General features: G+C 62.1%; 21 protein-coding genes. 16 read left to right on the forward strand and 5 right to left on the reverse strand.

What is annotated here, in order from left to right:
• The first annotated feature begins 28 nt into the window (after positions 1-28).
• From aceE to lpdA, 3 genes are all read left to right on the forward strand, one after another.
• Positions 29-2,725: a pyruvate dehydrogenase (acetyl-transferring), homodimeric type gene (gene aceE / locus BLW71_RS02395; protein ID WP_091792880.1), complete on the forward strand. Its 2,697-nt coding sequence runs from the start codon at positions 29-31 to the stop codon at positions 2,723-2,725.
• An 87-nt stretch (positions 2,726-2,812) separates the two neighbouring features.
• Entirely contained in the window at positions 2,813-4,471 is a 1,659-nt protein-coding gene (gene aceF, locus BLW71_RS02400; RefSeq protein ID WP_091792881.1) for a dihydrolipoyllysine-residue acetyltransferase, read from the forward strand.
• A gap of 286 nt (positions 4,472-4,757) precedes the next feature.
• Positions 4,758-6,566 (forward strand): dihydrolipoyl dehydrogenase, encoded by a 1,809-nt coding sequence (gene lpdA, locus BLW71_RS02405; protein WP_091792882.1) that lies wholly within the window; start codon positions 4,758-4,760, stop codon positions 6,564-6,566.
• A 349-nt stretch (positions 6,567-6,915) separates the two neighbouring features.
• Here the strand turns inward: lpdA and BLW71_RS02410 are convergent, their stop codons facing one another.
• Complete coding sequence (locus tag BLW71_RS02410) at positions 6,916-7,488, reverse strand: phasin family protein (protein ID WP_007181275.1); 573 nt, start codon at positions 7,486-7,488, stop codon at positions 6,916-6,918.
• A 771-nt stretch (positions 7,489-8,259) separates the two neighbouring features.
• Here BLW71_RS02410 and pbpG point away from each other — a divergent pair.
• Positions 8,260-9,432 (forward strand): D-alanyl-D-alanine endopeptidase, encoded by a 1,173-nt coding sequence (pbpG, locus tag BLW71_RS02415; RefSeq protein WP_091792883.1) that lies wholly within the window; start codon positions 8,260-8,262, stop codon positions 9,430-9,432.
• Between the two features lie 94 nt (positions 9,433-9,526).
• On the opposite strand, the gene BLW71_RS02420 is transcribed toward pbpG, so the two are convergent.
• Entirely contained in the window at positions 9,527-10,333 is an 807-nt protein-coding gene (locus tag BLW71_RS02420) for an IclR family transcriptional regulator (protein ID WP_091792884.1), read from the reverse strand.
• A gap of 180 nt (positions 10,334-10,513) precedes the next feature.
• On the opposite strand from BLW71_RS02420, the gene BLW71_RS02425 reads away from it, so the two are divergent.
• Complete coding sequence (locus BLW71_RS02425; protein ID WP_091792885.1) at positions 10,514-11,236, forward strand: (Fe-S)-binding protein; 723 nt, start codon at positions 10,514-10,516, stop codon at positions 11,234-11,236.
• Between the two features lie 81 nt (positions 11,237-11,317).
• Entirely contained in the window at positions 11,318-12,733 is a 1,416-nt protein-coding gene (locus BLW71_RS02430) for a lactate utilization protein B (RefSeq protein WP_091800285.1), read from the forward strand.
• Between the two features lie 239 nt (positions 12,734-12,972).
• On the opposite strand, the gene BLW71_RS02435 is transcribed toward BLW71_RS02430, so the two are convergent.
• Positions 12,973-13,536: a hypothetical protein gene (locus tag BLW71_RS02435; protein ID WP_091792886.1), complete on the reverse strand. Its 564-nt coding sequence runs from the start codon at positions 13,534-13,536 to the stop codon at positions 12,973-12,975.
• Between the two features lie 298 nt (positions 13,537-13,834).
• On the opposite strand from BLW71_RS02435, the gene BLW71_RS02440 reads away from it, so the two are divergent.
• The 10 genes from BLW71_RS02440 (at position 13,835) to iscX (ending at position 21,087) form a co-directional block, all read left to right on the forward strand.
• Positions 13,835-14,074 carry a hypothetical protein gene (locus BLW71_RS02440; RefSeq protein WP_091792887.1) on the forward strand — a complete coding sequence of 80 codons (240 nt, stop codon included), beginning with the start codon at positions 13,835-13,837 and terminating at the stop codon, positions 14,072-14,074.
• Positions 14,075-14,256: 182 nt separating this feature from the next.
• Positions 14,257-14,754, forward strand: coding sequence for a low molecular weight protein-tyrosine-phosphatase (locus BLW71_RS02445; RefSeq protein WP_091792888.1), 498 nt, complete (start codon positions 14,257-14,259; stop codon positions 14,752-14,754).
• Positions 14,755-14,896: 142 nt separating this feature from the next.
• Complete coding sequence (gene iscR, locus BLW71_RS02450; RefSeq protein ID WP_091792889.1) at positions 14,897-15,427, forward strand: Fe-S cluster assembly transcriptional regulator IscR; 531 nt, start codon at positions 14,897-14,899, stop codon at positions 15,425-15,427.
• A 75-nt stretch (positions 15,428-15,502) separates the two neighbouring features.
• Entirely contained in the window at positions 15,503-16,726 is a 1,224-nt protein-coding gene (locus BLW71_RS02455; RefSeq protein WP_091792890.1) for an IscS subfamily cysteine desulfurase, read from the forward strand.
• An 80-nt stretch (positions 16,727-16,806) separates the two neighbouring features.
• On the forward strand, positions 16,807-17,220 hold the full coding sequence (iscU, locus tag BLW71_RS02460; protein WP_007181285.1) for a Fe-S cluster assembly scaffold IscU: 414 nt from the start codon (positions 16,807-16,809) through the stop codon (positions 17,218-17,220).
• Positions 17,221-17,371: 151 nt separating this feature from the next.
• Positions 17,372-17,695 (forward strand): iron-sulfur cluster assembly protein IscA, encoded by a 324-nt coding sequence (iscA, locus tag BLW71_RS02465; protein WP_028199494.1) that lies wholly within the window; start codon positions 17,372-17,374, stop codon positions 17,693-17,695.
• Positions 17,696-17,856: 161 nt separating this feature from the next.
• Positions 17,857-18,384 (forward strand): Fe-S protein assembly co-chaperone HscB, encoded by a 528-nt coding sequence (gene hscB, locus BLW71_RS02470; protein ID WP_091792891.1) that lies wholly within the window; start codon positions 17,857-17,859, stop codon positions 18,382-18,384.
• Between the two features lie 117 nt (positions 18,385-18,501).
• The gene (hscA, locus tag BLW71_RS02475) at positions 18,502-20,373 is read left to right on the forward strand and encodes a Fe-S protein assembly chaperone HscA (RefSeq protein ID WP_091792892.1); all 1,872 of its coding nucleotides are present in this window, start codon (positions 18,502-18,504) and stop codon (positions 20,371-20,373) included.
• A gap of 159 nt (positions 20,374-20,532) precedes the next feature.
• Positions 20,533-20,874, forward strand: coding sequence for an ISC system 2Fe-2S type ferredoxin (gene fdx / locus BLW71_RS02480; protein WP_091792893.1), 342 nt, complete (start codon positions 20,533-20,535; stop codon positions 20,872-20,874).
• A gap of 15 nt (positions 20,875-20,889) precedes the next feature.
• Positions 20,890-21,087 (forward strand): Fe-S cluster assembly protein IscX, encoded by a 198-nt coding sequence (gene iscX, locus BLW71_RS02485; protein WP_007181290.1) that lies wholly within the window; start codon positions 20,890-20,892, stop codon positions 21,085-21,087.
• 122 nt (positions 21,088-21,209) lie between these two features.
• On the opposite strand, the gene BLW71_RS02490 is transcribed toward iscX, so the two are convergent.
• Both BLW71_RS02490 and lysS read right to left on the reverse strand, forming a co-directional pair.
• Positions 21,210-21,941, reverse strand: a complete 732-nt coding sequence (locus BLW71_RS02490; protein ID WP_091792894.1) for a glycine zipper 2TM domain-containing protein — start codon at positions 21,939-21,941, stop codon at positions 21,210-21,212.
• A gap of 291 nt (positions 21,942-22,232) precedes the next feature.
• The gene (gene lysS, locus BLW71_RS02495; RefSeq protein WP_502686812.1) at positions 22,233-23,789 is read right to left on the reverse strand and encodes a lysine--tRNA ligase; all 1,557 of its coding nucleotides are present in this window, start codon (positions 23,787-23,789) and stop codon (positions 22,233-22,235) included.
• Between the last annotated feature and the right edge of the window lie 19 nt (positions 23,790-23,808).

Below are 23,808 nucleotides of genomic sequence, written 5' to 3' on the forward strand. Positions count from 1 at the left end.
AGCGTTCCTCTACATCCAGGAGACGAGCATGTCCGCTGTACCCGACGAAGTCATGAAATATGTCGCTGCTGAAAAAGACGACGATCCCCAGGAAACCGGCGAATGGCTTGAAGCGCTGGATGGCGTGATTTCTGCTGTGGGCCCCGATCGCGCTCACTACCTGATCGAGAAACAGATCGAGTTCGCCCGCGTGCATGGCGAACATCTGCCGTTCTCCGCCAACACGCCGTACATCAACACGATTCCCGTTTCGCGCCAGGCGAAGATTCCCGGCGATCAGGACATCGAACACCGTATCCGCTCGTACACCCGCTGGAACGCCATTGCCATGGTGCTGCGCGCCGGCAAGGAAACCAACGTGGGCGGCCACATCGCCTCGTTCGCTTCGGCCGCCACGCTGTACGACGTCGGCTACAACCACTTCTGGCATGCGCCGTCGGCTGAACATGGCGGCGATCTCGTGTTCGTGCAGGGCCATTCGTCGCCGGGTGTGTACTCGCGCGCGTTCCTGCTCGGCCGTCTGACCGAGAACCAGCTCGACAACTTCCGCCAGGAAGTGGGCGGCGAGGGCATCTCGTCGTACCCGCACCCGTGGCTGATGCCGGACTTCTGGCAATTCCCGACCGTCTCGATGGGCCTCGGCCCGATCATGGCGATCTATCAGGCGCGCTTCATGAAGTACATGCAGGCGCGCGGCATTGCGAAGACCGACGGCCGCAAGGTCTGGGCGTTCCTCGGCGACGGCGAAACCGACGAACCGGAATCGCTCGGCGCGATCGGCATGGCTGGCCGTGAACGCCTCGACAACCTCGTGTTCGTGATCAACTGCAACCTGCAGCGTCTCGACGGTCCGGTGCGCGGCAACGGCAAGATCATCCAGGAACTGGAAAGCGAATTCCGCGGCGCCGGCTGGAACGTCATCAAGGTCATCTGGGGCAGCCGTTGGGACGCGCTGTTCCAACGCGACAAGTCGGGCGCGCTGATGCGCCGCATGATGGCCGTGGTCGACGGCGAATATCAGACGTACAAGTCGGAGTCGGGCGCGTATGTGCGCGAACACTTCTTCAACACGCCGGAACTCAAGGCGCTGGTCGCCGAATGGTCCGACGAGGAAATCTGGAACCTGAACCGCGGCGGACACGATCCGCACAAGATCTACGCAGCGTTCCAGGAAGCGTCGAATTCGCAGGGCCAGCCGACCGTCATTCTCGCGAAGACGATCAAGGGCTACGGCATGGGCGAAGCCGGCCAGGCCATGAACATCACCCACCAGCAGAAAAAGCTGCACGTGGATCAGCTGAAGAAATTCCGCGACCAGTTCCGCCTGCCGATCTCCGACGAAGATCTCGTCAACGTGCCGTACCTCAAGTTCGAAGAAGGTTCGAAGGAACTGGAGTACATGCGTGCTCGCCGCCAGGACCTCGGTGGCTATCTGCCGGCGCGTCGCCAGAAGGCCGAGTCGCTGCCGGTGCCGGAGCTGTCGGTATTCGAGCCGCTGCTCAAGGGCACGGGCGAAGGCCGCGAGATCTCCACGACCATGGCGTTCGTGCGGATCCTGAACATTCTGCTGAAGGATAAGGCACTCGGTAAGCGCATCGTGCCGATCGTGCCGGACGAGTCGCGTACCTTCGGTATGGAAGGCCTTTTCCGTCAGATCGGCATCTGGAATCAGGACGGCCAGAAGTACGTGCCGGAAGATTCCGACCAGCTGATGTTCTACCGTGAGTCGGAAACCGGTCAGATCCTGCAGGAAGGTATCAACGAAGCCGGTGGTATGGCCGACTGGATCGCAGCCGCGACGTCGTACTCGACGCACGGCGAGATCATGATCCCGTTCTACATCTTCTACTCGATGTTCGGCTTCCAGCGCATCGGCGACCTGGCATGGGCAGCGGGCGACATGCGCTCGCGCGGCTTCCTGCTTGGCGGCACGGCTGGCCGCACGACGCTGAACGGCGAAGGTCTGCAGCACGAAGACGGCCACTCGCTGCTGTGGGCGGCTTCGGTGCCGAACTGCATCAGCTACGACCCGACGTTCGGTTACGAACTCGCGGTCATCATGCAGGACGGCCTGCGCCGCATGGTCGCGGATCAGGAAGACGTGTACTACTACATCACGGTGATGAACGAGAACTACGAGCACCCGGCTATTCCGCAGGGCGACGCTGTAGCGGCCGACATCATCAAGGGTATGTACGCGTTCCGTAAGGCCGAAGCGGACAAGAAGGCGCCGCGCGTGCAACTGATGGGCGCGGGCACGATCTTCAACGAAGTGATCGCCGCCGCCGACCTGCTGAAGAACGACTGGGGCGTCGCCGCCGATCTGTGGAGCGTGCCGAGCTTCACCGAACTCGCGCGCGAAGGCCACGAAGTGCAGCGCTGGAACCTGCTGCACCCGACCGAAGAGAAGAAGCTCTCGCACGTCGAGAAGCTGCTGAAGGACGCGCAAGGTCCGGTCATCGCTTCGACCGACTATGTGCGCGCGCTGACCGAGCAGATTCGCGCGTTCGTGCCGCAGAAGTTCGTCGTGCTGGGCACGGATGGCTACGGCCGTTCGGACACGCGCGAAAAGCTGCGCCACTTCTTCGAAGTCGACCGCTACTGGGTCACGGTTGCCGCGTTGAATGCACTGGCAGATGAAGGCACGATCGAACGCAAGGTCGTCGCCGAGGCGCTCAAGAAATACAACCTTGATCCCGCCAAACCCAACCCGATGACCGTCTAAGGCATCCTTCCCCGTGTGCCATGGCGTGCGCGCCCGACCCCTGATCGACAGGGGTTGGGCGCGTGCGCGGCCCAGGAGACACTAACAATGAGTCAAGCGATCGAAGTCAAGGTGCCGGACATCGGCGATTACAAGGACATCCCTGTGATCGAGGTGCTGGTGAAGGCGGGTGACACCGTCGAGAAAGAGCAATCGCTCGTTACGCTGGAATCCGACAAGGCGACCATGGACGTGCCGAGCTCGGCCGCCGGCGTCGTCAAGGAAGTGAAGGTCAAGGTCGGCGACAACGTCTCGGAAGGTTCGTTGATCGTCGTGCTGGAAGGCGCTGAAGGCGGCGCGGCTGCGCCTGCTCCGGCGCCTGCCGCTGCACCGGCTGCGGCTGCGGCTGCGGCTGCGGCGCCGGCACCAGCTGCCGCACCCGCGGCCGCCGCGGGCGGCGGTCTGCAGGAAGTCAAAGTACCGGATATCGGCGACTACAAAGATATTCCCGTGATCGAAGTCGCGGTGAAGGTCGGCGATCGCGTCGAGAAAGAGCAGTCGCTCGTGACGCTCGAATCCGACAAGGCGACCATGGACGTGCCGAGCTCGGCTGCCGGTATTGTCAAGGAACTGAAGGTCAAGGTCGGCGATACCGTCTCGGAAGGCTCGGTGATCGTGGTGGTGGAAGCGGAAGGCGGCGCGGCTGCGCCGGCTCCGGCTCCGAAGCAGGAAGCCGTCGAGAAGCCGTCCGATGCGCCGGCCACGCCGTCGCCGGCTCCGGCGGCGCCGTCGGCGCTCGCTCAGGCACCGGTCATTCCGGCCGGCGAAGGTGGCGCGCGTCACGCGAGCCATGCGTCGCCGTCGGTGCGCAAGTTCGCGCGCGAACTCGGCGTCGACGTGACACAGGTGCAGGGCACGGGTCCGAAGGGCCGCATCACGCAAGCCGACGTGACCGCCTTTATCAAGGGCGTCATGACCGGCCAGCGTGCGGCGCCGGCCGGTGCTGCCGCACCGGCTGCGGCAGGTGGTGGCGAACTGAACCTGCTGCCGTGGCCGAAGGTCGACTTCACGAAATTCGGTCCGATCGATCCGAAGCCGCTGTCGCGCATCAAGAAAATTTCGGGCGCGAATCTGCATCGCAACTGGGTCATGATTCCGCACGTCACCAACAACGACGAAGCGGACATCACCGATCTCGAAGCGCTGCGCGTGCAGTTGAACAAGGAGAACGAAAAGGCCGGCGTGAAGATCACCATGCTGGCTTTCGTGATCAAAGCTGTTGTTTCGGCCTTGAAGCAGTTCCCGACGTTCAATGCCAGCCTCGACGGCGACAACCTGGTGTTCAAGCAGTACTTCCATATCGGGTTTGCGGCTGACACGCCGAATGGTCTGGTCGTTCCTGTCATTCGCGATGCGGACAAGAAGGGCTTGATCGATATCGCCAAGGAAATGGCCGAGCTGTCGAAGGCCGCCCGCGACGGCAAGTTGAAGCCGGATCAGATGCAAGGCGGGTGCTTCTCGATTTCGTCTTTGGGTGGCATTGGCGGCACGAACTTCACGCCGATTATCAATGCGCCTGAAGTCGCCATTCTTGGTCTGTCGCGCGGTGCGATGAAGCCGGTTTGGGATGGTAAGCAGTTCGTGCCGCGTTTGATCCTGCCGCTTTCTTTGTCGTATGACCATCGGGTGATTGATGGTGCTGCGGCGGCCAGGTTCAATGCGTATCTTGGGGCGCTTCTTGCCGATTTCCGGCGTGTGATTCTTTGATCGTGGGGTTGCGCGGGGCGCGGGTGGGTTTTTCTGTGATCCGCGTCTCTCTGTAGAACCTGTTTTCGCGTCGGTCTATTAGCGTTGCCCCTGTGCGGGGCGGCACCTACTTTTCTTTGTCCCACAGGGACTACCTTCGGGTCGTCTTCCAAAGAAAAGTAGGCAAAAGAAAGGCGCGTCCTTGGGCGGACAGCAAAGGCTGATTCTGTCCACGGCGTTGCCAGCTTTTAGGCTGCTGTGGGGTGGGGTTCTTCTTCATCACGGTCAATAAGAGAAGGGGACACTAATGAGTCTCGTCGAAGTAAAAGTGCCGGATATCGGCGACTTCAAAGACGTCGATGTCATCGAAGTCAATATCAAACCGGGCGATGTCATCGAGAATGAACAGGCGCTGATGACGCTCGAGTCCGACAAGGCCTCCATCGAAGTGCCGAGCGATACCGCCGGCACGGTCAAGGAAGTCCGCGTCAAAGCCGGCGACAAAGTCTCGCAAGGTACGGTGATCGCGCTCGTCGAAACATCGGCAGACGCGGCGCCCGCGAAAGATGCACCGAAGGCTCCGGCCAAAGAACCCGAGAAAGCGCCCGCTCAAGCGGAAGCCAAACCGCAGGCGGCCCAGGCTGCGGCGGCTCCGGCCAAGGCGGCAGCACCCGCGCCGCAAGCCGGCAGCTATTCCGGCAGCGCGGATATCGAATGCGACATGCTCGTGCTCGGTTCGGGCCCCGGTGGTTATTCCGCCGCGTTCCGTTCCGCCGACCTCGGCATGAAGACCGTGCTCGTGGAGCGTTACTCGACGCTCGGCGGCGTGTGTCTGAACGTCGGCTGTATTCCGTCGAAGGCGCTGTTGCACACCGCGCTCGTGATCGACGAAGCCGAGGCGCTCGGCGCGCACGGCATCACGTTCGGCAAGCCGCAAATCGATCTCGACAAGCTGCGCGACTTCAAGTCTGGCGTCGTCAAGAAGCTCACCGGCGGTCTCGCCGGCATGGCGAAGATGCGCAAGGTCGAAGTCGTAACGGGTAACGGCTCGTTCGTCGATCCGTATCACATGGAAGTGCAGACCGAGGGCGGCAAGAAGGTCGTCAAGTTCAAGCAGGCGATCATCGCCGCGGGCTCGGAAGCGGTGAAGCTGCCGTTCATTCCGGAAGATCCGCGTGTGGTCGATTCGACCGGCGCGCTCGAACTGCGTCAGATTCCGCAGCGCATGCTGGTGATCGGCGGCGGCATCATCGGTCTGGAAATGGCCACCGTGTACGCCACGCTCGGCGCGAAGATCGATGTGGTCGAAATGCTCGACGGTCTGATGGCCGGCGCGGACCGCGATCTGGTCAAGGTCTGGGAGAAGTACAACAGCAAGCGTTTCGCCAACGTCATGCTGAAGACCAAGACTACCGGTGCGCAAGCCAAAGACGACGGCATCTACGTGTCGTTCGAAGGCGAAAAAGCCCCGGCCGAAGCGCAGCGTTACGACCTCGTGCTGGTCGCCGTCGGCCGTACGCCGAACGGCAAGAAGATCGGCGCGGACAAGGCCGGCGTCGCGGTGACGGATCGCGGCTTCATCGACGTCGACAAGCAGATGCGCACCAATGTGCCGCACATCTTCGCGATCGGCGATATCGTCGGTCAGCCGATGCTCGCGCATAAGGCCGTGCACGAAGGCCACGTTGCCGCCGAAGCCGCGCATGGCGAGAAAGCGTACTTCGACGCGCTGCAGATTCCGTCGGTGGCCTACACCGACCCGGAAGTGGCATGGGCTGGCAAGACGGAAGACCAGTTGAAGGCAGCCGGCATCAAGTACGGCAAAGCGGTGTTCCCGTGGGCGGCTTCCGGCCGCGCGATCGCCAACGGCCGCGACGAAGGCTTCACGAAGCTGCTGTTCGACGAGGAAACGCATCGCGTGATCGGCGGCGGGATCGTCGGTCTGAATGCAGGCGACCTGATCAGCGAAGTGTGTCTCGCGGTCGAGATGGGTGCGGACGCAACGGATATCGGTAAGACGATTCACCCGCATCCGACGCTGGGCGAATCGATCGGTATGGCCGCCGAGTTGTATGAAGGCGTGTGTACCGACTTGCCGCCGCAGAAAAAGAAGTAATGCGCTCTGGCCCGCCCGCATTCATGCGGGTGGTCCGGATAAAAAAACGGCGCGTCCCGCAAAGGACGCGCCGTTTTTCTTTTGGACAGCAGGGCAGGGCCATTACCGTGCGACGACGACGGTATCAAATCGGCTGAACGACACAAGCTCCGGAACAGGCGCGGCGGGTAAAAAAATCCCGGCCTTGCGCCGGGCAAACGATACGCTGTTCAACGTATCGGAGCGTTCGGCCAATTAACACCGTGTGAGCGGCAACGGCACGACGCTGTTGCTTGCGGTAACGCCGGCACAGCGGTGAGCTGTGCCGGCGTTGAATGCTGCCTGCAGAGGTGATGCTTGAGACGGAAGCTTAGACGGCCTTCTTGGCCGAGCGCGACGCTTGTGCTGCAGCTTGCGAAGCTGCCTTCGATGCGGCCGTTGCAGCTGCATTGAAGTTGCTTTCAGCGATTTCGACTGCTTGCTTGGTTGCCTTGTGAACCGTTTCGTATGTGGTGTTGGCGGCGGTGATAGCCGACTTCATCACGGCGACAGCGGTTTCCGAACCAGCCGGGGCATTCTTTGCAACGTTTTCGACTAGCGATTGAACCTTGCGGTTTTGCTCTTCGAATTGCGCTTCCGCGACGCGGGCGAATTCGCCTTGCGTTGCCGAAACGATCTCATACACGTGACGGCCATACGACAGCGCCTTTTCGGCTACCGGCTGTGCAAGGCTTGCCTGCAGTGCCAGCAGTTCCTGCGCGTCTTTCACCGACAGCGCACGTTGAGCATTTTCCTGGCTTTCCGCGAGCGTCGATTTCACGACCTGCAGGTTCAGCTCAACCAGCTTTTCGACGCCCTCGAATGCTTTGGTCGTCAGGCCGAACAGCGTTTCAAAGTTGGCTTTCTGGGCTGCGGCGAATTGCTCAGGGGTCAGCAGAGTCATGGTTTACGCTCCTGGATCGCGGTCTGTCTGTGCGGACCGCATTGGTGGGTGGTGAGACACATTGGTGCGTCCCGCCGGACCGCGATGTATGGTGCATCGCAGCAATGGTTCCCATTTTAGGATGGCCACGACGAATGTCAAGTGTTTTTTGTGCGTCGCACCATATTAAGAAACCGCTGATAAAACAAGATGTTATGCGTTGGGCATGACGTTCGCGTGACGCAGGTCAAATTGAGCGCTGCACCGCGCTGGTGCTAACGAAATACTGTAGTTATTGCCGCGTTGTGGGGCATTTCGACCTCCCGTCACACGCCAGCAAGGGAAGCCGGTAACATCCGACAATTAACAAAACGCCGCAAATGCAAATCGATGTAAACCGGAAAGTGTCACGGAACGTTAATGACTGAATCCGGTCGAACGCGCGTTGGCGGTTTCCAGTGGACGTTTAACACGCCCATGGATCGATCCCAATTTCGTACTGTTGCACAGCGTCGGTCCGCCCGTGCTCTGACCGTATTTCCCCTGATCAAGGTTGTCTCGAAATTGCCGTTATGCTGGAAGAATCACCTCGATTCTTGCGTATGGCGGCAGCCGCGAGGCGAAACGCCTGGGCGATCGTTTTTTTCGATCGAGGCGTGGCACTTATTCGTGTTTTTGCGATCGGAGCTTACAAGCCGGTTTAAGGAGCGCGTATAAGTGCTTCAAATTGCTAATTTTTCGTTGTTTTACTACACTTGCGGAAAACCTCTCGCCGCTCCCTACCGAACACCCATGAAAACCGACATGTTTTCGTCGCTAAAAGTGATCCACGGCGCGGCCCGCAGCACCGCTCTGTCGGTGGCCGCCTCCATGGTCATCGCAGCGGCGTTCGCCACGCCTGTGAGCGCTTTTGCCGCCACGCCCGCTGCACCTGCAAAAACCTCCAAACACGCGAAAGCAGCCAAAAAGCCGGCTGCCGCCCCCGCCAAGGTGTCGAAGGCATCGAAAGCGGCGGCTGCAAAGTCGGTAGCCGCTGAGGACGACGCGCCACGCGCGGGCGTCAAGCGCAAGCGCGTAACCTATACGTCGAATGGCCGTCACCACTCGGTGGTGCGCCGTGTCGCGTATGAACCGCGTTCGCCGAGCGTCGGCCAGGCTTTCGGCCTGCACGAAACGCCGGACGCGCTCATGCTGCGCTCCAGCGTCGCCTACGTGATCGATCAGAACTCCGGGGAACCGCTGTTCGACAAGAATTCGCGCGCCGTGGTGCCGATCGCGTCGATCACGAAGCTGATGACGGCGATGGTGGTGCTCGATTCGAAAGAGCCGATGACCGATCAGATCGAAGTCACCGACGAAGACCGCGACTACGAAAAGAACACCGGCTCGCGCCTGTCGGTGGGCTCCGTGCTCTCGCGTGAAGACATGCTGCATATCGCGCTGATGGCATCGGAAAATCGCGCGGCCGCAGCGCTGTCGCGCTACTTCCCGGGCGGCCGTCCGGCGTTTCTCGCGGCCATGAACGCGAAGGCCAAGCAACTCGGCATGACCGACACGCACTTTGAAAACCCGACGGGTTTGACGAGCCAGAACGTATCGAGCGCGCGCGACCTCGTGAAGATGGTCAACGCCGCGTATCAGTATCCGGTGATTCGCAAATTCTCGACAGATCACAGCTACGAGGTGTACACCGGCAAGCGTTCGCTGGCGTACAACAGCACGAATGCGCTGGTGCGTAACCCGACTTGGGACATCGGTCTGCAAAAGACCGGCTTCATCAACGAAGCGGGTGAGTGCCTCGTCATGCAGGCGACCATTCACGGCCGTCCGATGATCATGGTGCTGCTCGACTCGTCAGGTAAGTACTCGCGGTTCGCGGACGCAACGCGTCTGCGCACGTGGCTGGACAACGGCGGCGACCAGCCGCGCATTACCAGCGCGGACGCCGGCGGTTCGGGTACCTGAAGCGGCTCGTGAGCGGCCGGTTTCCGGATCGGCCCGTACAAAAAAGCCTCGCAAATGCGAGGCTTTTTTATTGCGCTGAAAGTCAGGCGCCGGCTTACGCGTGATGGCTATGCGAATGGTCTTGCGCCGGTTGCGGCCGGTAGCCGAGCGACTCGGAGATCATCAGCGCGGTCTGGCTGAGTTGGCCGAGCCAGGAGTCCTGCAGGCGGTCTGCCGGCGCGGACAGCGACAGACCGGCGACCAGTTTGCCGGTGTCGTCGTAAATGCCGGCGGCGATGCAGCGCACACCGAGTTCCAGTTCTTCGTTATCACGCGCGCAGGCTTGCTGACGCACGTGCGAGAGTTCGCGCTCCAGTTTCGTCAGGTCGGTGATGCTGTTCTGCGTGTGGCCCGACAGGCCGGTACGGGTGGCATAGGCGCGCACGCGCGTGGATTCGTCTGCGGCGAGGAACAGCTTGCCGACCGACGTCAGATGCAGCGGCGCCCGCCCGCCGATGGCGCGCACCACCTGCATGCCGGAACGCTCGGAATAAGCACGCTCGATATAGACAATCTCGTCGCCCTGACGTACCGACAGGTTCACCGTCTGGCCGGTCTGACGGTGCAATTCACGCATCGGCGTGAGCGCCGCGTCGCGTACCGACAGGCGGGCTTTCACCAGATTGCCGAGTTCGAGCAGGCGCATGCCCAGACGGTAAGTGCCGGGGTCGGACCGGTCCACCAGCCGGCACATCACCATGTCGTTCAGGATGCGGTGGGCGGTGGAAGGGTGCAACTCGGTGCGGATGGCGAGTTCTTTCAGGCTGACCGGGTCGCTATGCGCAGCAAGGGCGTCGAGCAAGCGCATCATGCGTTCGATCACCTGGATCGAAGTCTTGGGATCCGGGTTCGTATCGCTCATGGGGAGGAATCGGTTGACGCGTCAAACAGCGGAAATTGATTGTATCCCGTATTGTGAAAAAAAAGAAAGCGGTTGGAGGCGCTATTCCAATCGGACTTGATCTGTGTCCTATGCCTTCCGGCCGTTGGTATTGTGCGCCAAACAGCGGATAATCAGGGACGTTTTCCCGAAGGAGGGCTCATGCGAGTCGGATTGTTCGTTACCTGCCTGATCGACCTGATGCGTCCCGAGATCGGGTTTTCGGTCATCAAGCTGATCGAAGCCGCGGGTTTCGAGGTGATGGTGCCACCTGCCCAAACCTGTTGCGGGCAGCCGGCCTACAACTCAGGGGAACGGCGCATCGCGCGCGATCTGGCCGAGAAAACGCTGCGCGAGTTCGAACAGTTCGATTACGTCGTGGTGCCGTCCGGTTCGTGCGGCGGCATGATCCGCGCGCATTACGGCGACCTTTTCGCCGACGATCCCGAACTGATGAACCGCTTCGGCCGCCTGCGCGCCAAAGTGTTCGAACTGACCGACTTCCTCGTGAATGTGGCCAAAGTGCAGTTGCAGCCGGGTGAGTTCGCGGGTCGCGTCACGTATCACGATTCCTGCTCAGGGTTGCGCGAATTAGGCGTGAAAGCGCAGCCCCGCGCGCTGTTGGCGCAGGTCGGCGTGACGGTGAGCGAGATGAAGGACTGCGAGCATTGCTGTGGCTTCGGCGGCACGTTCGCGCTCAAGTACGGCGATATTTCCACGGCGATCGTCGACGAAAAATGCGCGAACATCCGGGCGAGCGAAACCGGCACGGTGGTGCTCGGCGACCTGGGCTGCATGCTGAATATCGAAGGCCGTTTGCGGCGTACCGGCGACGTCACCACGCGGGTGCTGCACATCGCCCAGGTCCTGGCCGGCGACGTGTAACGCTGCTCGCCGCATTCCCGCCGTTTGAGATTCGCGCTTCAGCTTTCACGCGCGTTTTGCCCGATTCCGCACAAGGCCGCCATGCAAGTCCAATCCATGCAATTCAAGGCGCGCGCTGGTCAAAAGCTCGCCGATCAGCGCTTGCAGCAGAACCTGACCAAGCTGTCGACCAAATTCGTCACGGCCCGTGCCTCGGCCATGACCGAGATCGACTTTCCGGCCACGCGCGTCGCGCTGAAGGAGCGCCGCAATCGCGCGCTGGACAATCTCGACGTGTGGCTGGAAACCTTCGAGCGCGAGGCGGCCCGGCGTGGTGTGACCGTCCTGTTCGCCGAGACAACCCAGGAGGCAGCGCGGCTCGTCGGCGACATTGCCCGTCGTCACGCGGTAAAGAAGGTGATCAAGACCAAGTCGATGGTCACCGAAGAAATGCGCCTGAACGAAGTGCTCGGGCAAATGGGCGTGCAATCCATCGAAACGGATCTGGGCGAGTACATCCTCCAGATCAACGACAACGAGCCGCCGAGCCACATTATCGCGCCGGTCGTCCACAAAGATAAGGACGAAATCGCCGAGTTGTTCGCAAAGACTCACAACCGGCCGCGCCTGACCGAAATCACCGACATGACGCGCGAAGCGCGCGAGATTCTGCGTCCGCATTTCATGACGGCGGACATGGGTGTGACAGGCGGCAATTTCGTGGTGGCGGAAACCGGCTCGGTCGCGCTGGTCACGAACGAAGGCAATGAAGGCATGTGCACGGTCATGCCACGCGTGCATGTGGCGGTGACCGGAATCGAGAAAGTATTGCCCACGCTCGAGGATCTGGCTACGGCCATGCGTCTGCTGCCGCGCTCGGCGACCGGGCAGGCGACCTCGAACTACTTTTCCGTGTTGACCGGGCCGCGCGGCGAGGGCGATCAGGACGGTCCTGAACATATGTACGTGGTGCTCGTCGACGGCGGGCGCACAGGGCTGATCGGCGGCGACTTCCAGGAAATGTTGAGGTGCATCCGCTGTGGCGCGTGTATGAACCACTGCCCGGTGTACCAGAAGGTGGGCGGCCACGCGTACGGTTGGGTATATCCAGGGCCGATGGGTTCGGTGTTGACCCCAAGCTATGTCGGTATCGACAAGGCATTGGACTTACCGCAGGCCGCGACCTTGTGTGGCGAGTGCAATAGCGTGTGCCCGGTGGGGATCCCGCTATCGGATCTGTTGCGCAAGCTGCGCGAGAAGCAGGTGGAGCGGCGGCTGCGCCCCTGGAAAGAACGCGTGGGGCTCGCCGTGTGGGGTTTTCTGGCGCTGCATCCGGATGCTTATGCGCTCTTTACGAAGCTGGCCGTGCGGGTGCTCGAGCGCATGGGTGGCACGAACCGGTCGATTGCCAGGCTGCCGTTAGGTGGCGCGGGCTGGACCGATACGCGGGATATGCCCGCACCGGTCGGACGGACGTTCAGGGAGTTGTACGCCGCGCAACGCAGTCATATCGGCTGAGCGGATAGGGGCAAGCGGGGCTTGGTGTCGTAGGTCCGATGTCTCGCGGCATTGTGCGCGAGCCGTAGATTCCGGCATCGCGCTGTCTGATTGCTCATCTCGCTTTCTGGCTGGCGCTTCGGATGAACTCAGCCGAAGCCGCAGAGTAGGCTCAAGTGCGCTCCCGTAGCCGTCAATTGGAGCGCGGTCGCCTGGCGGATTCGCACGTTCGCGTCGGAACTCCAACGCGAACGCTTGCCTTAATGGTCCGTCATCTGGCCGGACTGTCGGCCCGGCACCCCGCGCACGGGTGCCGCGTTGTTGCCGTTGCCATGGCCGCCATTCCCTGCCTGTTGAGGCGGCGGCGGAGGTGGCGGGGCGCCGGCTCCCGGGCGCGGCGCATTCGATCCGCTCGGCCCCCGCGGTCCGCCCGCCGCGCCTTGAGGCGGCGGTCCGCCGTGCGATCCACCGCCACCGGGCTGACCATGCCAGCCGCCGTTGTCGCCGTGGTTGCCGTTATTTCCATAGTTGCCGTTATTCGGCCGACCGTGGTCGGGATAGCCGCCATAACCGGGTCCGGGGCCGTAATAACGGCCCGGGCCGCCGTAGTAGCCCGGTTCCGAGTAGTTGCCGTAGCCCATGTAGACGTTGGTTTGCGGCACGACCGGCACGCCAGTGGCGTACCCGTCGTACCCGTCATAGGCGTTATAGCCGTTGTATCCGCCATTGGCATTGCCGTACATCGGCGTGCCGTCCGGATACACCGCACAGCCGCCGAGCAGGGCGGCGGCCGCGAGACAGACGATTGGTGCGAAGCGTTTCATGTGAGATAGACCAAGATAGACCAGTACGAGGGCATGTATTTTTAAGACCGCTATTATCGTCATCCGTCACAAGAGCTTTGTATGCGTTTGTAAGGATTTCTTTTTCTGTCGCAAGCCGCACGCCCGCGACGCCCGCGACGCCCGCGACGCGCGCCGCAAACAGCCGATCGACTGTTTCATTGAGAGCAACGATCTGTCTCGCGGCGTTGGGTTTTTCCCGATTGCATATTCCTATAGGATTTGGACTGGGCATAGTGGGCTACAAGCTCATCCGCCCACAATCGGAAGAAACGACATCATGAAAAAGACAATATCGGTGTACTGGCCATTAGCCATCGTTGTGCCGCTCGCTGCGGCTGCCTATCTGCACATTTGCGGAAACACCGCATCGCACGCGTCGCAAGCCCCGCTCGCTGCCGATCAACTGACGGCTGAACTCGCTCGCGCCGTCTCGTACGGCATGGTCGATGCCGCCTCGGCGCTGCCGGCGAAACCGATGCGAGCTGTCACCGCGATGCCGCTCGCGGAAGCGTCGTAAACACGAAGGTAAGCACAAGGTACGCGCGACCGCAGCGGCGCAAGTGTCATCGCCGCGTAGCGCCGCGCCATCCCAAACTGCCGCGCGCCGGGCTTTCGGCGAAATTCCGGCCGGCTTTGTATAATCGCGGCAACTGTTTGCTAACCGTCGGCCGAAGCGCTGGCGCGCCGGAAAAGCCTCTGATGAAAACCGTGTCGATCTGCTTTGTCTGCCTCGGCAACATCTGCCGTTCACCGACTGCGGAAGGTGTGATGCGCCATCTGGTGAGCGAGGCGAAGCTCGCGGAGCGCATTCTGATCGATTCCGCAGGCACGGGCGACTGGCACATCGGCGAGCCGCCGGACGAGCGCGCGCAGCACGCGGCCGGCCGGCGCGGGTATGAACTAGCCGCGTTGCGCGGCCGCCAGATCGCCGCTGCGGACTTCGAGCGTTTCGATCTGCTGATCGCAATGGACGATAAAAACGTCGCCGCCCTGCGCCAGGTCTGCGCGCCGGAACAGCACGACAAGATTCGTCTGCTGATGGAGTTCGTCCCCGAGGCGGACGTCCGCTGGGGCGGCGCCCGCGAAGTCGTGGATCCGTATTTCGGCGGCGCGGAAGGTTTCGAGCAGGTGCTGGATCAGTGCGAAGCGGCCTGCCGTGGCCTGATCGCGGCGTTGCGCCCGCATTTGCTGGCTTAAGCGCTTGGCGGCCGTGGGCGTTAGTGCGCCGAGCCTATCTCGCAATTAAGCGAATGACCCAAATCGCGATAGGGATACTTGACTAAATCGCTCATGTATTTATACTTGACAAAACTTGTCGAGAATTGCGGTTCCCCTACATATGAGACTCACCACGAAAGGCCGTTTCGCCGTCACGGCGATGATTGACCTGGCACTGCGCCAGGAGCAGGGCCCGGTGACGCTTGCGGGTATCAGCCAGCGCCAACATATCTCCCTGTCGTACCTCGAGCAGCTGTTTGGCAAGCTGCGTCGTCATGAAATCGTCGAGTCCGTGCGCGGACCGGGCGGTGGCTACAATCTGGCCCGCCGCTCTGAAGACGTGACCGTGGCCGACATCATCATCGCGGTCGACGAGCCGCTCGACGCCACCCAGTGCGGCGGCAAAGGCTCCTGCGAGGGTACCAAGCAGCACGACGGCCACTGCATGACGCACGAACTGTGGTCCACGCTGAACCAGAAAATGGTCGAGTACCTCGATTCGGTCTCCCTGAAGGATCTGGTCGACCAGCAGCGTTCGCGCGAAGGCGCGCCGGCCGTATTGCGCGACAGGCGCAACGAGGCGCCGGCGGTCGAACCTGTCCGCGTGGCGCCGAAAGGGCCGAATTCCGTTTTCAACATGGCCGGTTCCTAGGCGCGGTATCGAGCAGAAACCGCAGCCTGATCAGAAACCCAGAAGCCAGAGCACATGACGTCCCCGGAGCAATTGATGAACAACGACACTCTCCATCTGCCCATCTACATGGACTACAGCGCGACGACGCCGATCGATCCGCGCGTGGTGGACAAGATGATTCCGTATCTGCGCGAGCAGTTCGGCAACCCCGCATCGCGCAGCCACTCGTATGGCTGGGACGCGGAGCGCGCAGTCGAAGAAGCGCGTGAGAATGTCGCCGCGCTGGTGAACGCCGACCCGCGCGAAATCATCTGGACCTCGGGTGCCACGGAGTCGGACAACCTCGCGATCAAGGGTGCCGCGCACTTCTACAAGAGCAAGGGTAAGCACATCGTCACGGTGAAGACCGAGCACAAGGCCGTGCTCGACACCTGCCGCGAACTCGAACGCGAAGGCTTCGAAGTCACGTATCTGGACGTCAAGGACGACGGCCTGATCGACCTCGAGAAATTCAAGGCCGCGCTGCGTCCGGACACGATTCTGGTGTCGGTCATGTCCGTCAATAACGAGATCGGCGTGATTCAGGACATCGAGGCGATCGGCGAGATCACCCGTGAAAAGGGCATTATTTTCCACGTCGACGCCGCGCAAGCCACCGGCAAGATCGCGATCGACCTGCAAAAGCTGAAGGTCGACCTGATGTCGTTCTCGGCGCACAAGACGTACGGACCGAAGGGCATCGGCGCGTTGTACGTGCGCCGCAAGCCGCGCATCCGTATCGAAGCGCAGATGCACGGCGGCGGTCACGAGCGCGGCATGCGCTCGGGCACGCTGGCTACGCACCAGATCGTCGGAATGGGTGAGGCATTCCGTATCGCGCGTGAAGAAATGGCGACGGAGAACGAACGTATCCGCATGTTGCGCGACCGTCTGCTGCGCGGCCTGTCGGAAATGGAAGAGGTATATGTGAATGGCGACATGGAAAAGCGTGTGCCGCACAACCTGAACATCAGCTTCAATTTCGTCGAAGGCGAGTCGCTGATCATGGCGGTGAAAGACGTGGCGGTGTCGTCGGGCTCGGCCTGTACGTCGGCTTCGCTGGAGCCGTCGTACGTGCTGCGCGCGTTGGGCCGTAACGACGAGCTGGCGCATAGCTCGATCCGCTTCACGGTGGGCCGCTTCACGACCGAGCAGGATGTCGATTACGTGATCAACCTGCTGAAGACCAAGATTTCGAAGCTGCGCGACTTGTCGCCGCTGTGGGAAATGCACAAGGACGGGATCGACATTTCGACTATCCAGTGGGCAGCGCACTGACGCGCCGTCTGGATCAGGTCGGATTGATCGAATTGCGAATTGCACGAATTGCAGGTTGAAACGAATCAAGGAGTGTCATCATGGCTTATAGCGACAAGGTTCTGGACCATTACGAAAACCCGCGCAACGTCGGTTCCTTCGCGAAGGACGACGATGCGGTCGGTACCGGCATGGTCGGCGCGCCCGCATGCGGCGACGTCATGAAGCTGCAGATCCGCGTGGGCGCGGACGGCATTATCGAAGACGCGAAGTTCAAGACGTACGGCTGCGGTTCGGCCATCGCGTCGAGCTCGCTCGTGACCGAATGGGTGAAGGGCAAGACGCTCGATCAGGCCATGTCGATCAAGAACACGCAGATCGCCGAAGAACTGGCGCTGCCGCCGGTGAAGATCCACTGCTCGATCCTCGCGGAAGACGCGATCAAGGCAGCGGTCGCCGACTACAAGCAACGTCACGGTGAAGCAGTCGTCGCGGACGAGAAGCAACACGCCTAAGCGGCGGTTGCGGCGCGGTTTCAGGTGAATGGAAACGGACGGCGCGAATTCAACGCAACCGTCCGACACGAGCGATATTTGATGCAGGCAGGGTAGCAGCGCGTGAGAAGGCAGACGAACGGCCGGCACGCACTGCGCAATGAGAAACGCTATGGCAATTACGTTGACCGAAAAGGCAGCACAGCACGTCCAGAAATATCTGACCCGGCGCGGTAAAGGCGTCGGCTTGCGTGTCGGCGTGCGCACCACCGGTTGCTCCGGCTTGGCCTACAAGCTCGAGTACGTGGATGAACTCGCGCCCGAAGACGAAGTCTTCGATTGCAACGGCGTGAAGATCATTGTCGACCCGAAGAGCCTCGCCTATATCGACGGCACCGAGCTCGACTTCGCACGTGAAGGGCTGAACGAAGGCTTCAAGTTCAACAACCCGAACGTGAAGGACGAATGCGGTTGCGGCGAATCGTTCCGCGTGTAATTCCGGACATTTCCGCGTGCAGCGGATCAAAGGCGGCGCGGGCCGCCTTTTTAGTTTGATCCACGCATTCGCCTGCGCGGCCACGCTGCCTTCACGCTCCACCGAGCCGAGTTTTTAGACTGCACTCCGGTGCGCTTTCCTGAACGGACTTCTTCTATCCGATGGCCTCGCTGAACGACAGCCACTTCGACCTGTTCGACCTGCCGGCGCAATTCGCGCTCGACGCGGCGGCGCTCGATCACGCCTACCGCACGGTCCAGGCGCAAGTGCATCCGGACCGCTTCGCGGCGGCCGGCGACGCGCAAAAGCGCATTGCGATGCAGTGGGCGACGCGCACCAACGAGGCGTATCAGACGCTGCGCGATCCGTTGAAGCGCGCCACTTATCTGCTGCATCTGCGTGGTATCGACGTCGGCGCGGAGAACAATACGGCGATGGAGCCGGCGTTCCTCATGCAGCAAATGGAATGGCGCGAAGGCATCGAAGACGCGGCCGCGGCGAAGAACGTCGACGCGCTCGACGCCTTGCTCACGGAACTGCGCGACGAAGAGCGCATGCGTTTCGACAAGCTAGGCGCGTTGCTCGACAGCGGCGCGAATCAGGCCGCAGGCGAGGCCGTGCGGCAGTTGATGTTCATCGAGCGGGTGGCGTCGGAAATCGGTACGCAGATCGAGCGGCTCGACTCCTAGCGAGCCCGCGCCGCGCGCAGCAGCGGGAGCGCGGCCACGTTCGCCAGCCGAGCCGTAGCTTTATATCCAGCAACGCGAAAATTCAGGACGGGGCCGAGCGGCCCCGAGAAGACCCAGATGGCCTTACTGCAAATCTCCGAACCCGGCATGGCGCCGGCACCCCACCAGCGGCGTCTGGCGGTCGGCATCGATCTCGGCACCACCAATTCCCTCGTCGCCGCCGTGCGCAGCGGCGTGCCCGACGTGCTGCCCGACGAAGACGGCCATGCGCTGCTGCCGTCGGTGGTGCGCTACCTGGAAAAGGGCGGCCGCCGCATCGGCCGTACGGCCAAGGCCGAGGCGGCGAGCGATCCGCGCAACACCATCGTTTCGGTCAAGCGGTTCATGGGCCGTGGCAAGGCGGAAGTGGAAGGCGCCGAAAACGCGCCGTACGATTTCGTCGACGCACCCGGCATGGTGCAGATCCGCACCGTGGACGGCGTGAAGAGCCCCGTCGAAGTGTCGGCCGAAATTCTCGCGACGCTGCGTCAGCGCGCCGAGGACACGCTCGGCGATGAACTCGTCGGCGCGGTCATCACGGTGCCGGCTTACTTCGACGAAGCCCAGCGTCAGGCGACCAAAGACGCCGCGCGTCTGGCCGGCCTGAATGTGCTGCGCCTGCTGAACGAACCGACCGCGGCCGCGATTGCCTACGGCCTCGATAACGGTTCCGAGGGGCTGTACGCCGTGTACGACCTGGGCGGCGGCACCTTCGACCTGTCGATTCTCAAGCTCACCAAAGGCGTGTTCGAAGTGCTCGCGGCGGGCGGCGACTCCGCACTCGGCGGCGACGATTTCGATCACGCCTTGTATCGTTACGTGCTGGAGCAGGTGGGCATCGCGCCGCAAACGCTCGCACCCGAAGACGTCCGCCTTCTGCTTGACAGCGTGCGTGTGGCCAAGGAGGCGCTGTCGGATGCGCCGGATGCGAAGCTACAGGTCACGCTCTCGAACGGCACCCGGATCGATCTGACGATCGCTGAGGCCACTTTCGAGGCCATCACGCAGGCGTTGGTTCAGCGCACGCTCGGCCCGACGAAAAAGGCGCTGCGCGACGCCAAGGTCACGACGCAAGACATCAAGGGCGTGGTGCTGGTCGGCGGCGCGACGCGCATGCCGGTGATCCGACGCGCGGTCGAGTCGTTCTTCGGCCAGCCGCCGCTGATCAATCTCGATCCGGATCAGGTGGTCGCGCTCGGCGCGGCGATCCAGGCCGATCTGCTCGCGGGCAACCGCGGCGCGGACGGCGACGAGTGGCTCCTGCTCGACGTGATTCCGCTGTCGCTCGGCGTCGAGACGATGGGCGGTCTGACCGAGAAGATCATCCCGCGCAATTCGACGATTCCGGTCGCGCGCGCGCAGGACTTCACGACCTTCAAGGACGGCCAGACGGCCATGGCGATCCACGTCGTGCAGGGCGAGCGCGAACTCGTCAGCGACTGCCGCTCGCTCGCGCGTTTCGAGCTGCGCGGCATTCCGCCGATGGCCGCGGGCGCCGCGCGCATTCGCGTGACCTACCAGGTGGACGCCGACGGCCTGCTGTCCGTGTTCGCACGTGAGCAGGGCTCGGGGGTGGAAGCGTCGGTGGTAGTCAAGCCGTCCTACGGTCTCGCCGACGACGACATCGCGAAAATGCTCGAAGAGAGCTTCTCGACCGCCGAGGTCGACATGCGGGCACGGGCGCTGCGCGAAGCGCAAGTCGAAGCGCGGCGTCTCGTGGAAGCCACCGACGCGGCGCTCGCCGCCGACGCGGAGCTCCTCGACGACAGCGAGCGCGCCGAACTCGACACGCTGCTCGATGCATTGCGCAATGTCGCGCAGAGCGACGACGTGGATGCAATCGAAGCCGCCACGAAAGCCCTCGCTGAAGGCACCGACGAATTCGCCGCCCGCCGCATGAACAAGGGCATTCGCCGCGCGCTTGCCGGCCGCAAGCTCGACGAGATCTGAGCTCGACCCGAGCCTTGCAGCAGCGGCAGGCGGCCTGCGTTGTCCGCCGCTGCAAAAATTCGAATCGCGCCGCGTGGACTTAAAAAGTCCTCGCGTCGCCAGTAAAATGGTACGGAGCCTGTTTGAGGCCGCCGTGCCTCAGACCCAAACGGAAAATGTATGCCTCAAATCGTTGTGCTGCCTCACGTCGAACTGTGCCCGGAAGGCGCGGTGATCGATGCCGTGCCCGGCAAGAGCATCTGCGACAGCCTGCTCGAGCACGGCATTGAAATCGAGCACGCGTGCGAGAAGTCGTGCGCGTGCACGACCTGCCATGTGATCGTGCGTGAGGGTTTCGCCGCCTTGACGCCATCCGAGGAAGACGAGGACGATCTGTTGGACAAGGCATGGGGGCTCGAACCGACCTCGCGCCTGTCATGCCAGGCCATGGTGCCGGCCGAGCAGGATCTGGTTGTCGAAATCCCTCGCTACTCGATCAATCACGCGAAGGAAAACCACTAACAGGAGGATGCAGCCATGAAGTGGACCGATACGCAAGACATCGCGATGGCCCTGACTGACAAGCACCAGGACATCGATCCGCAACAGGTGCGCTTCACCGACTTGCACCGTTGGGTTACCGAACTGGAAGGATTCGACGACGATCCTAACCGTTCGAACGAAAAGATCCTCGAGGCGATTCAGGCTGCATGGATTGAAGACGCGGATTACTGAGCGTCACTGAGTTTTCCGGCGCCGGCCGGCGTTCTGCTCGCCCCTCCGGTTACGGCAAAGAAAAAGGCGATTCCATTGGAATCGCCTTTTTTGCGTCTATCGAAAACGTATTCAGTGGGTGTCTAGCTTGCCACGAGTGTGCCGTTCTCAACACGAACGCGCTGACCCTGCTGGAACGGCGGCGCTTCATGGTAGGTGAAGTAACGCGTCTTGCCGCTTTCCATCCGCACGCGCACCGAGTACGACGTGGTGCTGCGGATATGTTTTTCGACCGAGTTGCCGGCAAGGCCGCCGCCGAGCGCACCGAGAACGGTCATCGCAGTGCGGCCGTTGCCGCTGCCGAACTGATTGCCGACCACGCCGCCGGCTACCGCGCCGCCGACTGCGCCGATGCCGGTGCCGTGCCCTTCCTGACGTACCGCCGAGATGGCTTCGACCGTGCCGCATGTCGAGCAGTAGGCCGGTTGTGCGGGCTGTTGCTGGGCGTAATCAGGTGCCGGTCGAGCCTGTTGCTGCTGCGCGTATTGCTGCTGCTGGGCGGGCGTGGGGGCGGGTGCAGGCTGCGGTTGCTGAGCCACCTGCTGTTGGGCAGCCTGCTGCGCCGTCGGGTTGGCGGGCGCTGCCGAATCGACTACGCCCGGCTGTGTGCCTTGCGTAGAGACTTGCGCCGCCTGAGTCTGATCGTTTTGCGCGCCATTGCTGGACGCCTTCGGAAACAGGCCCGTAACGGCCGCCGTGGCGGCCAGGCTAGCGATGATCACCGCACCGGCAGCGGTCGCGACCAGCGGGTGTATCCGGCGCTGTTGCGTAGGCTGTTGGGATTGCGTGGTGGGTTGCGTGTTGGGATTGTCCATTTTGGCCTCCGTCTTTAGCAGAGTCGACTTTTAGTAAGGCAAAGTGTCTGACAAATCGATTCCGCAAGGGTTTCAATTTGTAACGATTTCCGGGCAATCATCCTGACTGCGCCGCGTCGAAAGCAGGTGCTCGAATGGTGATCCCATACAGCCGAGCCCGGCAGGGTGGGCAGTTTTTACCGATGGTTACAAACTTGACAGCCGCCACACGTCTTCGGAGCAGCAAGAAAAACGCCCGGCTCATGCCGGGCGCTTGGGGTGTGTTCAACCGCAACTTCAACCGCGCAGCGATCAGTCTTCGCGGCGCAGATGCGGGAACAGAATCACGTCGCGGATGCTCGGGCTGTCGGTCAGCATCATGACCAGGCGGTCGATACCGATGCCGCAACCGCCGGCCGGCGGCATGCCGTATTCCAGCGCGCGAATATAGTCCGCATCGTAGAACATCGCTTCTTCGTCGCCGGCGTCTTTCTGGTCGACCTGCTTCTTGAAGCGCGCTGCCTGGTCTTCCGGATCGTTCAGTTCCGAGAAGCCATTGGCGATTTCACGGCCGGTGATGAACAGTTCGAAACGCTCCGTAATGCCTTCAACCTTGTCCGACGCGCGCGCGAGCGGCGACACCTCGATCGGGTAATCGATGATGTAAGTCGGCTCCCACAATTGCGACTCGGCGGTTTCTTCGAACAGCGCCAGTTGCAGCGAACCGACGCCCGCGTTCAGGAACTGCGGCTGCGACGCATCCACGCCGAACTTCTTCAGCTCGGTGCGCAGGAACGCGCTGTCGGCGAGTTGCTCGTTCGTGTACTGCGGCGCGTACTTCTGGATTGCTTGCGTGATCGTGAGGCGATGGAACGGTTTCGCCAGATCGAGTTCGCGGCCCTGATACGTGATGGTAGCCGTGCCCAGCGCGTCGATCGCCGCCTGGCGGATCAGCTGCTCGGTGAAATCCATCAGCCACTTGTAGTCGGTGTACGCGGCGTAGAACTCGATCATCGTGAATTCCGGATTGTGGCGCACGGACACGCCCTCATTGCGGAAGTTACGGTTGATCTCGAACACACGCTCGAAGCCGCCGACCACGAGGCGCTTCAGATACAGCTCCGGCGCGATACGCAGGAACATCTGCATGTCGAGCGCGTTGTGGTGCGTGGTGAACGGCTTGGCCGCCGCGCCGCCCGGAATCGGGTGCAGCATGGGCGTTTCGACTTCCATGAAGTCGGCGTCCGACATGAACTTGCGGATCGACGAAATCGCCTTGGTGCGCGCGACGAACGTCTTGCGCGTTTCCGGCGTGACGATCAGATCGACATAGCGCTGGCGATACTTCATTTCCTGGTCGGCCAGACCGTGGAACTTGTCGGGCAGCGGACGCAGCGACTTCGACAGCAGACGCAGTTCCGTGCAGCGCACCGAGAGCTCGCCCTTGTTGGTGCGGAACAGCACGCCGCGCGCTGCGATGATGTCGCCCATGTCCCACTTCTTGAAGGCGTCGTACGTGTCCTGGCCAACGTCGGCAGGCGTAATGAAGAACTGGATCTGACCCGAACCGTCGCGCACCGTCGCGAAGCTTGCCTTGCCCATCACGCGTTTGAGCATCATGCGGCCGGCGATCGCGACTTCGAGCGGATTCGCTTCGAGCGCTTCCTTGTCGGCGTGCTCGTATTGCGACTGCAGATCTTCGGCGTGGTGCGTGGGGCGGAAATCGTTCGGATAGGCGACGCCTTGCTCACGCAACTCGCGCAGCTTTTCGCGGCGCTCGGTCATGATTTTGTTGTCGTCCACCTCGGGCACGGCATTCGGTCGGGCCGCGTCAGGCTGGGCCGCGTTAGGCTGGGTCGGTTCGGTCATGATGATTTGATATTCGGTG

Origin of the sequence: Burkholderia sp. WP9, from assembly GCF_900104795.1 — a bacterium.
Taxonomy (GTDB): Bacteria; Pseudomonadota; Gammaproteobacteria; order Burkholderiales; family Burkholderiaceae; genus Paraburkholderia.

Coding starts and splice junctions, on each gene's coding strand:
- aceE (WP_091792880.1), top strand. CDS start 29: ATGTCCGCTGTACCCGACGAAGTCATGAAATATGTCGCTGCTGAAAAA.
- aceF (WP_091792881.1), top strand. CDS start 2,813: ATGAGTCAAGCGATCGAAGTCAAGGTGCCGGACATCGGCGATTACAAG.
- lpdA (WP_091792882.1), top strand. CDS start 4,758: ATGAGTCTCGTCGAAGTAAAAGTGCCGGATATCGGCGACTTCAAAGAC.
- BLW71_RS02410 (WP_007181275.1), bottom strand. CDS start 7,488: ATGACTCTGCTGACCCCTGAGCAATTCGCCGCAGCCCAGAAAGCCAAC.
- pbpG (WP_091792883.1), top strand. CDS start 8,260: ATGAAAACCGACATGTTTTCGTCGCTAAAAGTGATCCACGGCGCGGCC.
- BLW71_RS02420 (WP_091792884.1), bottom strand. CDS start 10,333: ATGAGCGATACGAACCCGGATCCCAAGACTTCGATCCAGGTGATCGAA.
- BLW71_RS02425 (WP_091792885.1), top strand. CDS start 10,514: ATGCGAGTCGGATTGTTCGTTACCTGCCTGATCGACCTGATGCGTCCC.
- BLW71_RS02430 (WP_091800285.1), top strand. CDS start 11,318: ATGCAAGTCCAATCCATGCAATTCAAGGCGCGCGCTGGTCAAAAGCTC.
- BLW71_RS02435 (WP_091792886.1), bottom strand. CDS start 13,536: ATGAAACGCTTCGCACCAATCGTCTGTCTCGCGGCCGCCGCCCTGCTC.
- BLW71_RS02440 (WP_091792887.1), top strand. CDS start 13,835: ATGAAAAAGACAATATCGGTGTACTGGCCATTAGCCATCGTTGTGCCG.
- BLW71_RS02445 (WP_091792888.1), top strand. CDS start 14,257: ATGAAAACCGTGTCGATCTGCTTTGTCTGCCTCGGCAACATCTGCCGT.
- iscR (WP_091792889.1), top strand. CDS start 14,897: ATGAGACTCACCACGAAAGGCCGTTTCGCCGTCACGGCGATGATTGAC.
- BLW71_RS02455 (WP_091792890.1), top strand. CDS start 15,503: ATGAACAACGACACTCTCCATCTGCCCATCTACATGGACTACAGCGCG.
- iscU (WP_007181285.1), top strand. CDS start 16,807: ATGGCTTATAGCGACAAGGTTCTGGACCATTACGAAAACCCGCGCAAC.
- iscA (WP_028199494.1), top strand. CDS start 17,372: ATGGCAATTACGTTGACCGAAAAGGCAGCACAGCACGTCCAGAAATAT.
- hscB (WP_091792891.1), top strand. CDS start 17,857: ATGGCCTCGCTGAACGACAGCCACTTCGACCTGTTCGACCTGCCGGCG.
- hscA (WP_091792892.1), top strand. CDS start 18,502: ATGGCCTTACTGCAAATCTCCGAACCCGGCATGGCGCCGGCACCCCAC.
- fdx (WP_091792893.1), top strand. CDS start 20,533: ATGCCTCAAATCGTTGTGCTGCCTCACGTCGAACTGTGCCCGGAAGGC.
- iscX (WP_007181290.1), top strand. CDS start 20,890: ATGAAGTGGACCGATACGCAAGACATCGCGATGGCCCTGACTGACAAG.
- BLW71_RS02490 (WP_091792894.1), bottom strand. CDS start 21,941: ATGGACAATCCCAACACGCAACCCACCACGCAATCCCAACAGCCTACG.
- lysS (WP_502686812.1), bottom strand. CDS start 23,789: ATGACCGAACCGACCCAGCCTAACGCGGCCCAGCCTGACGCGGCCCGA.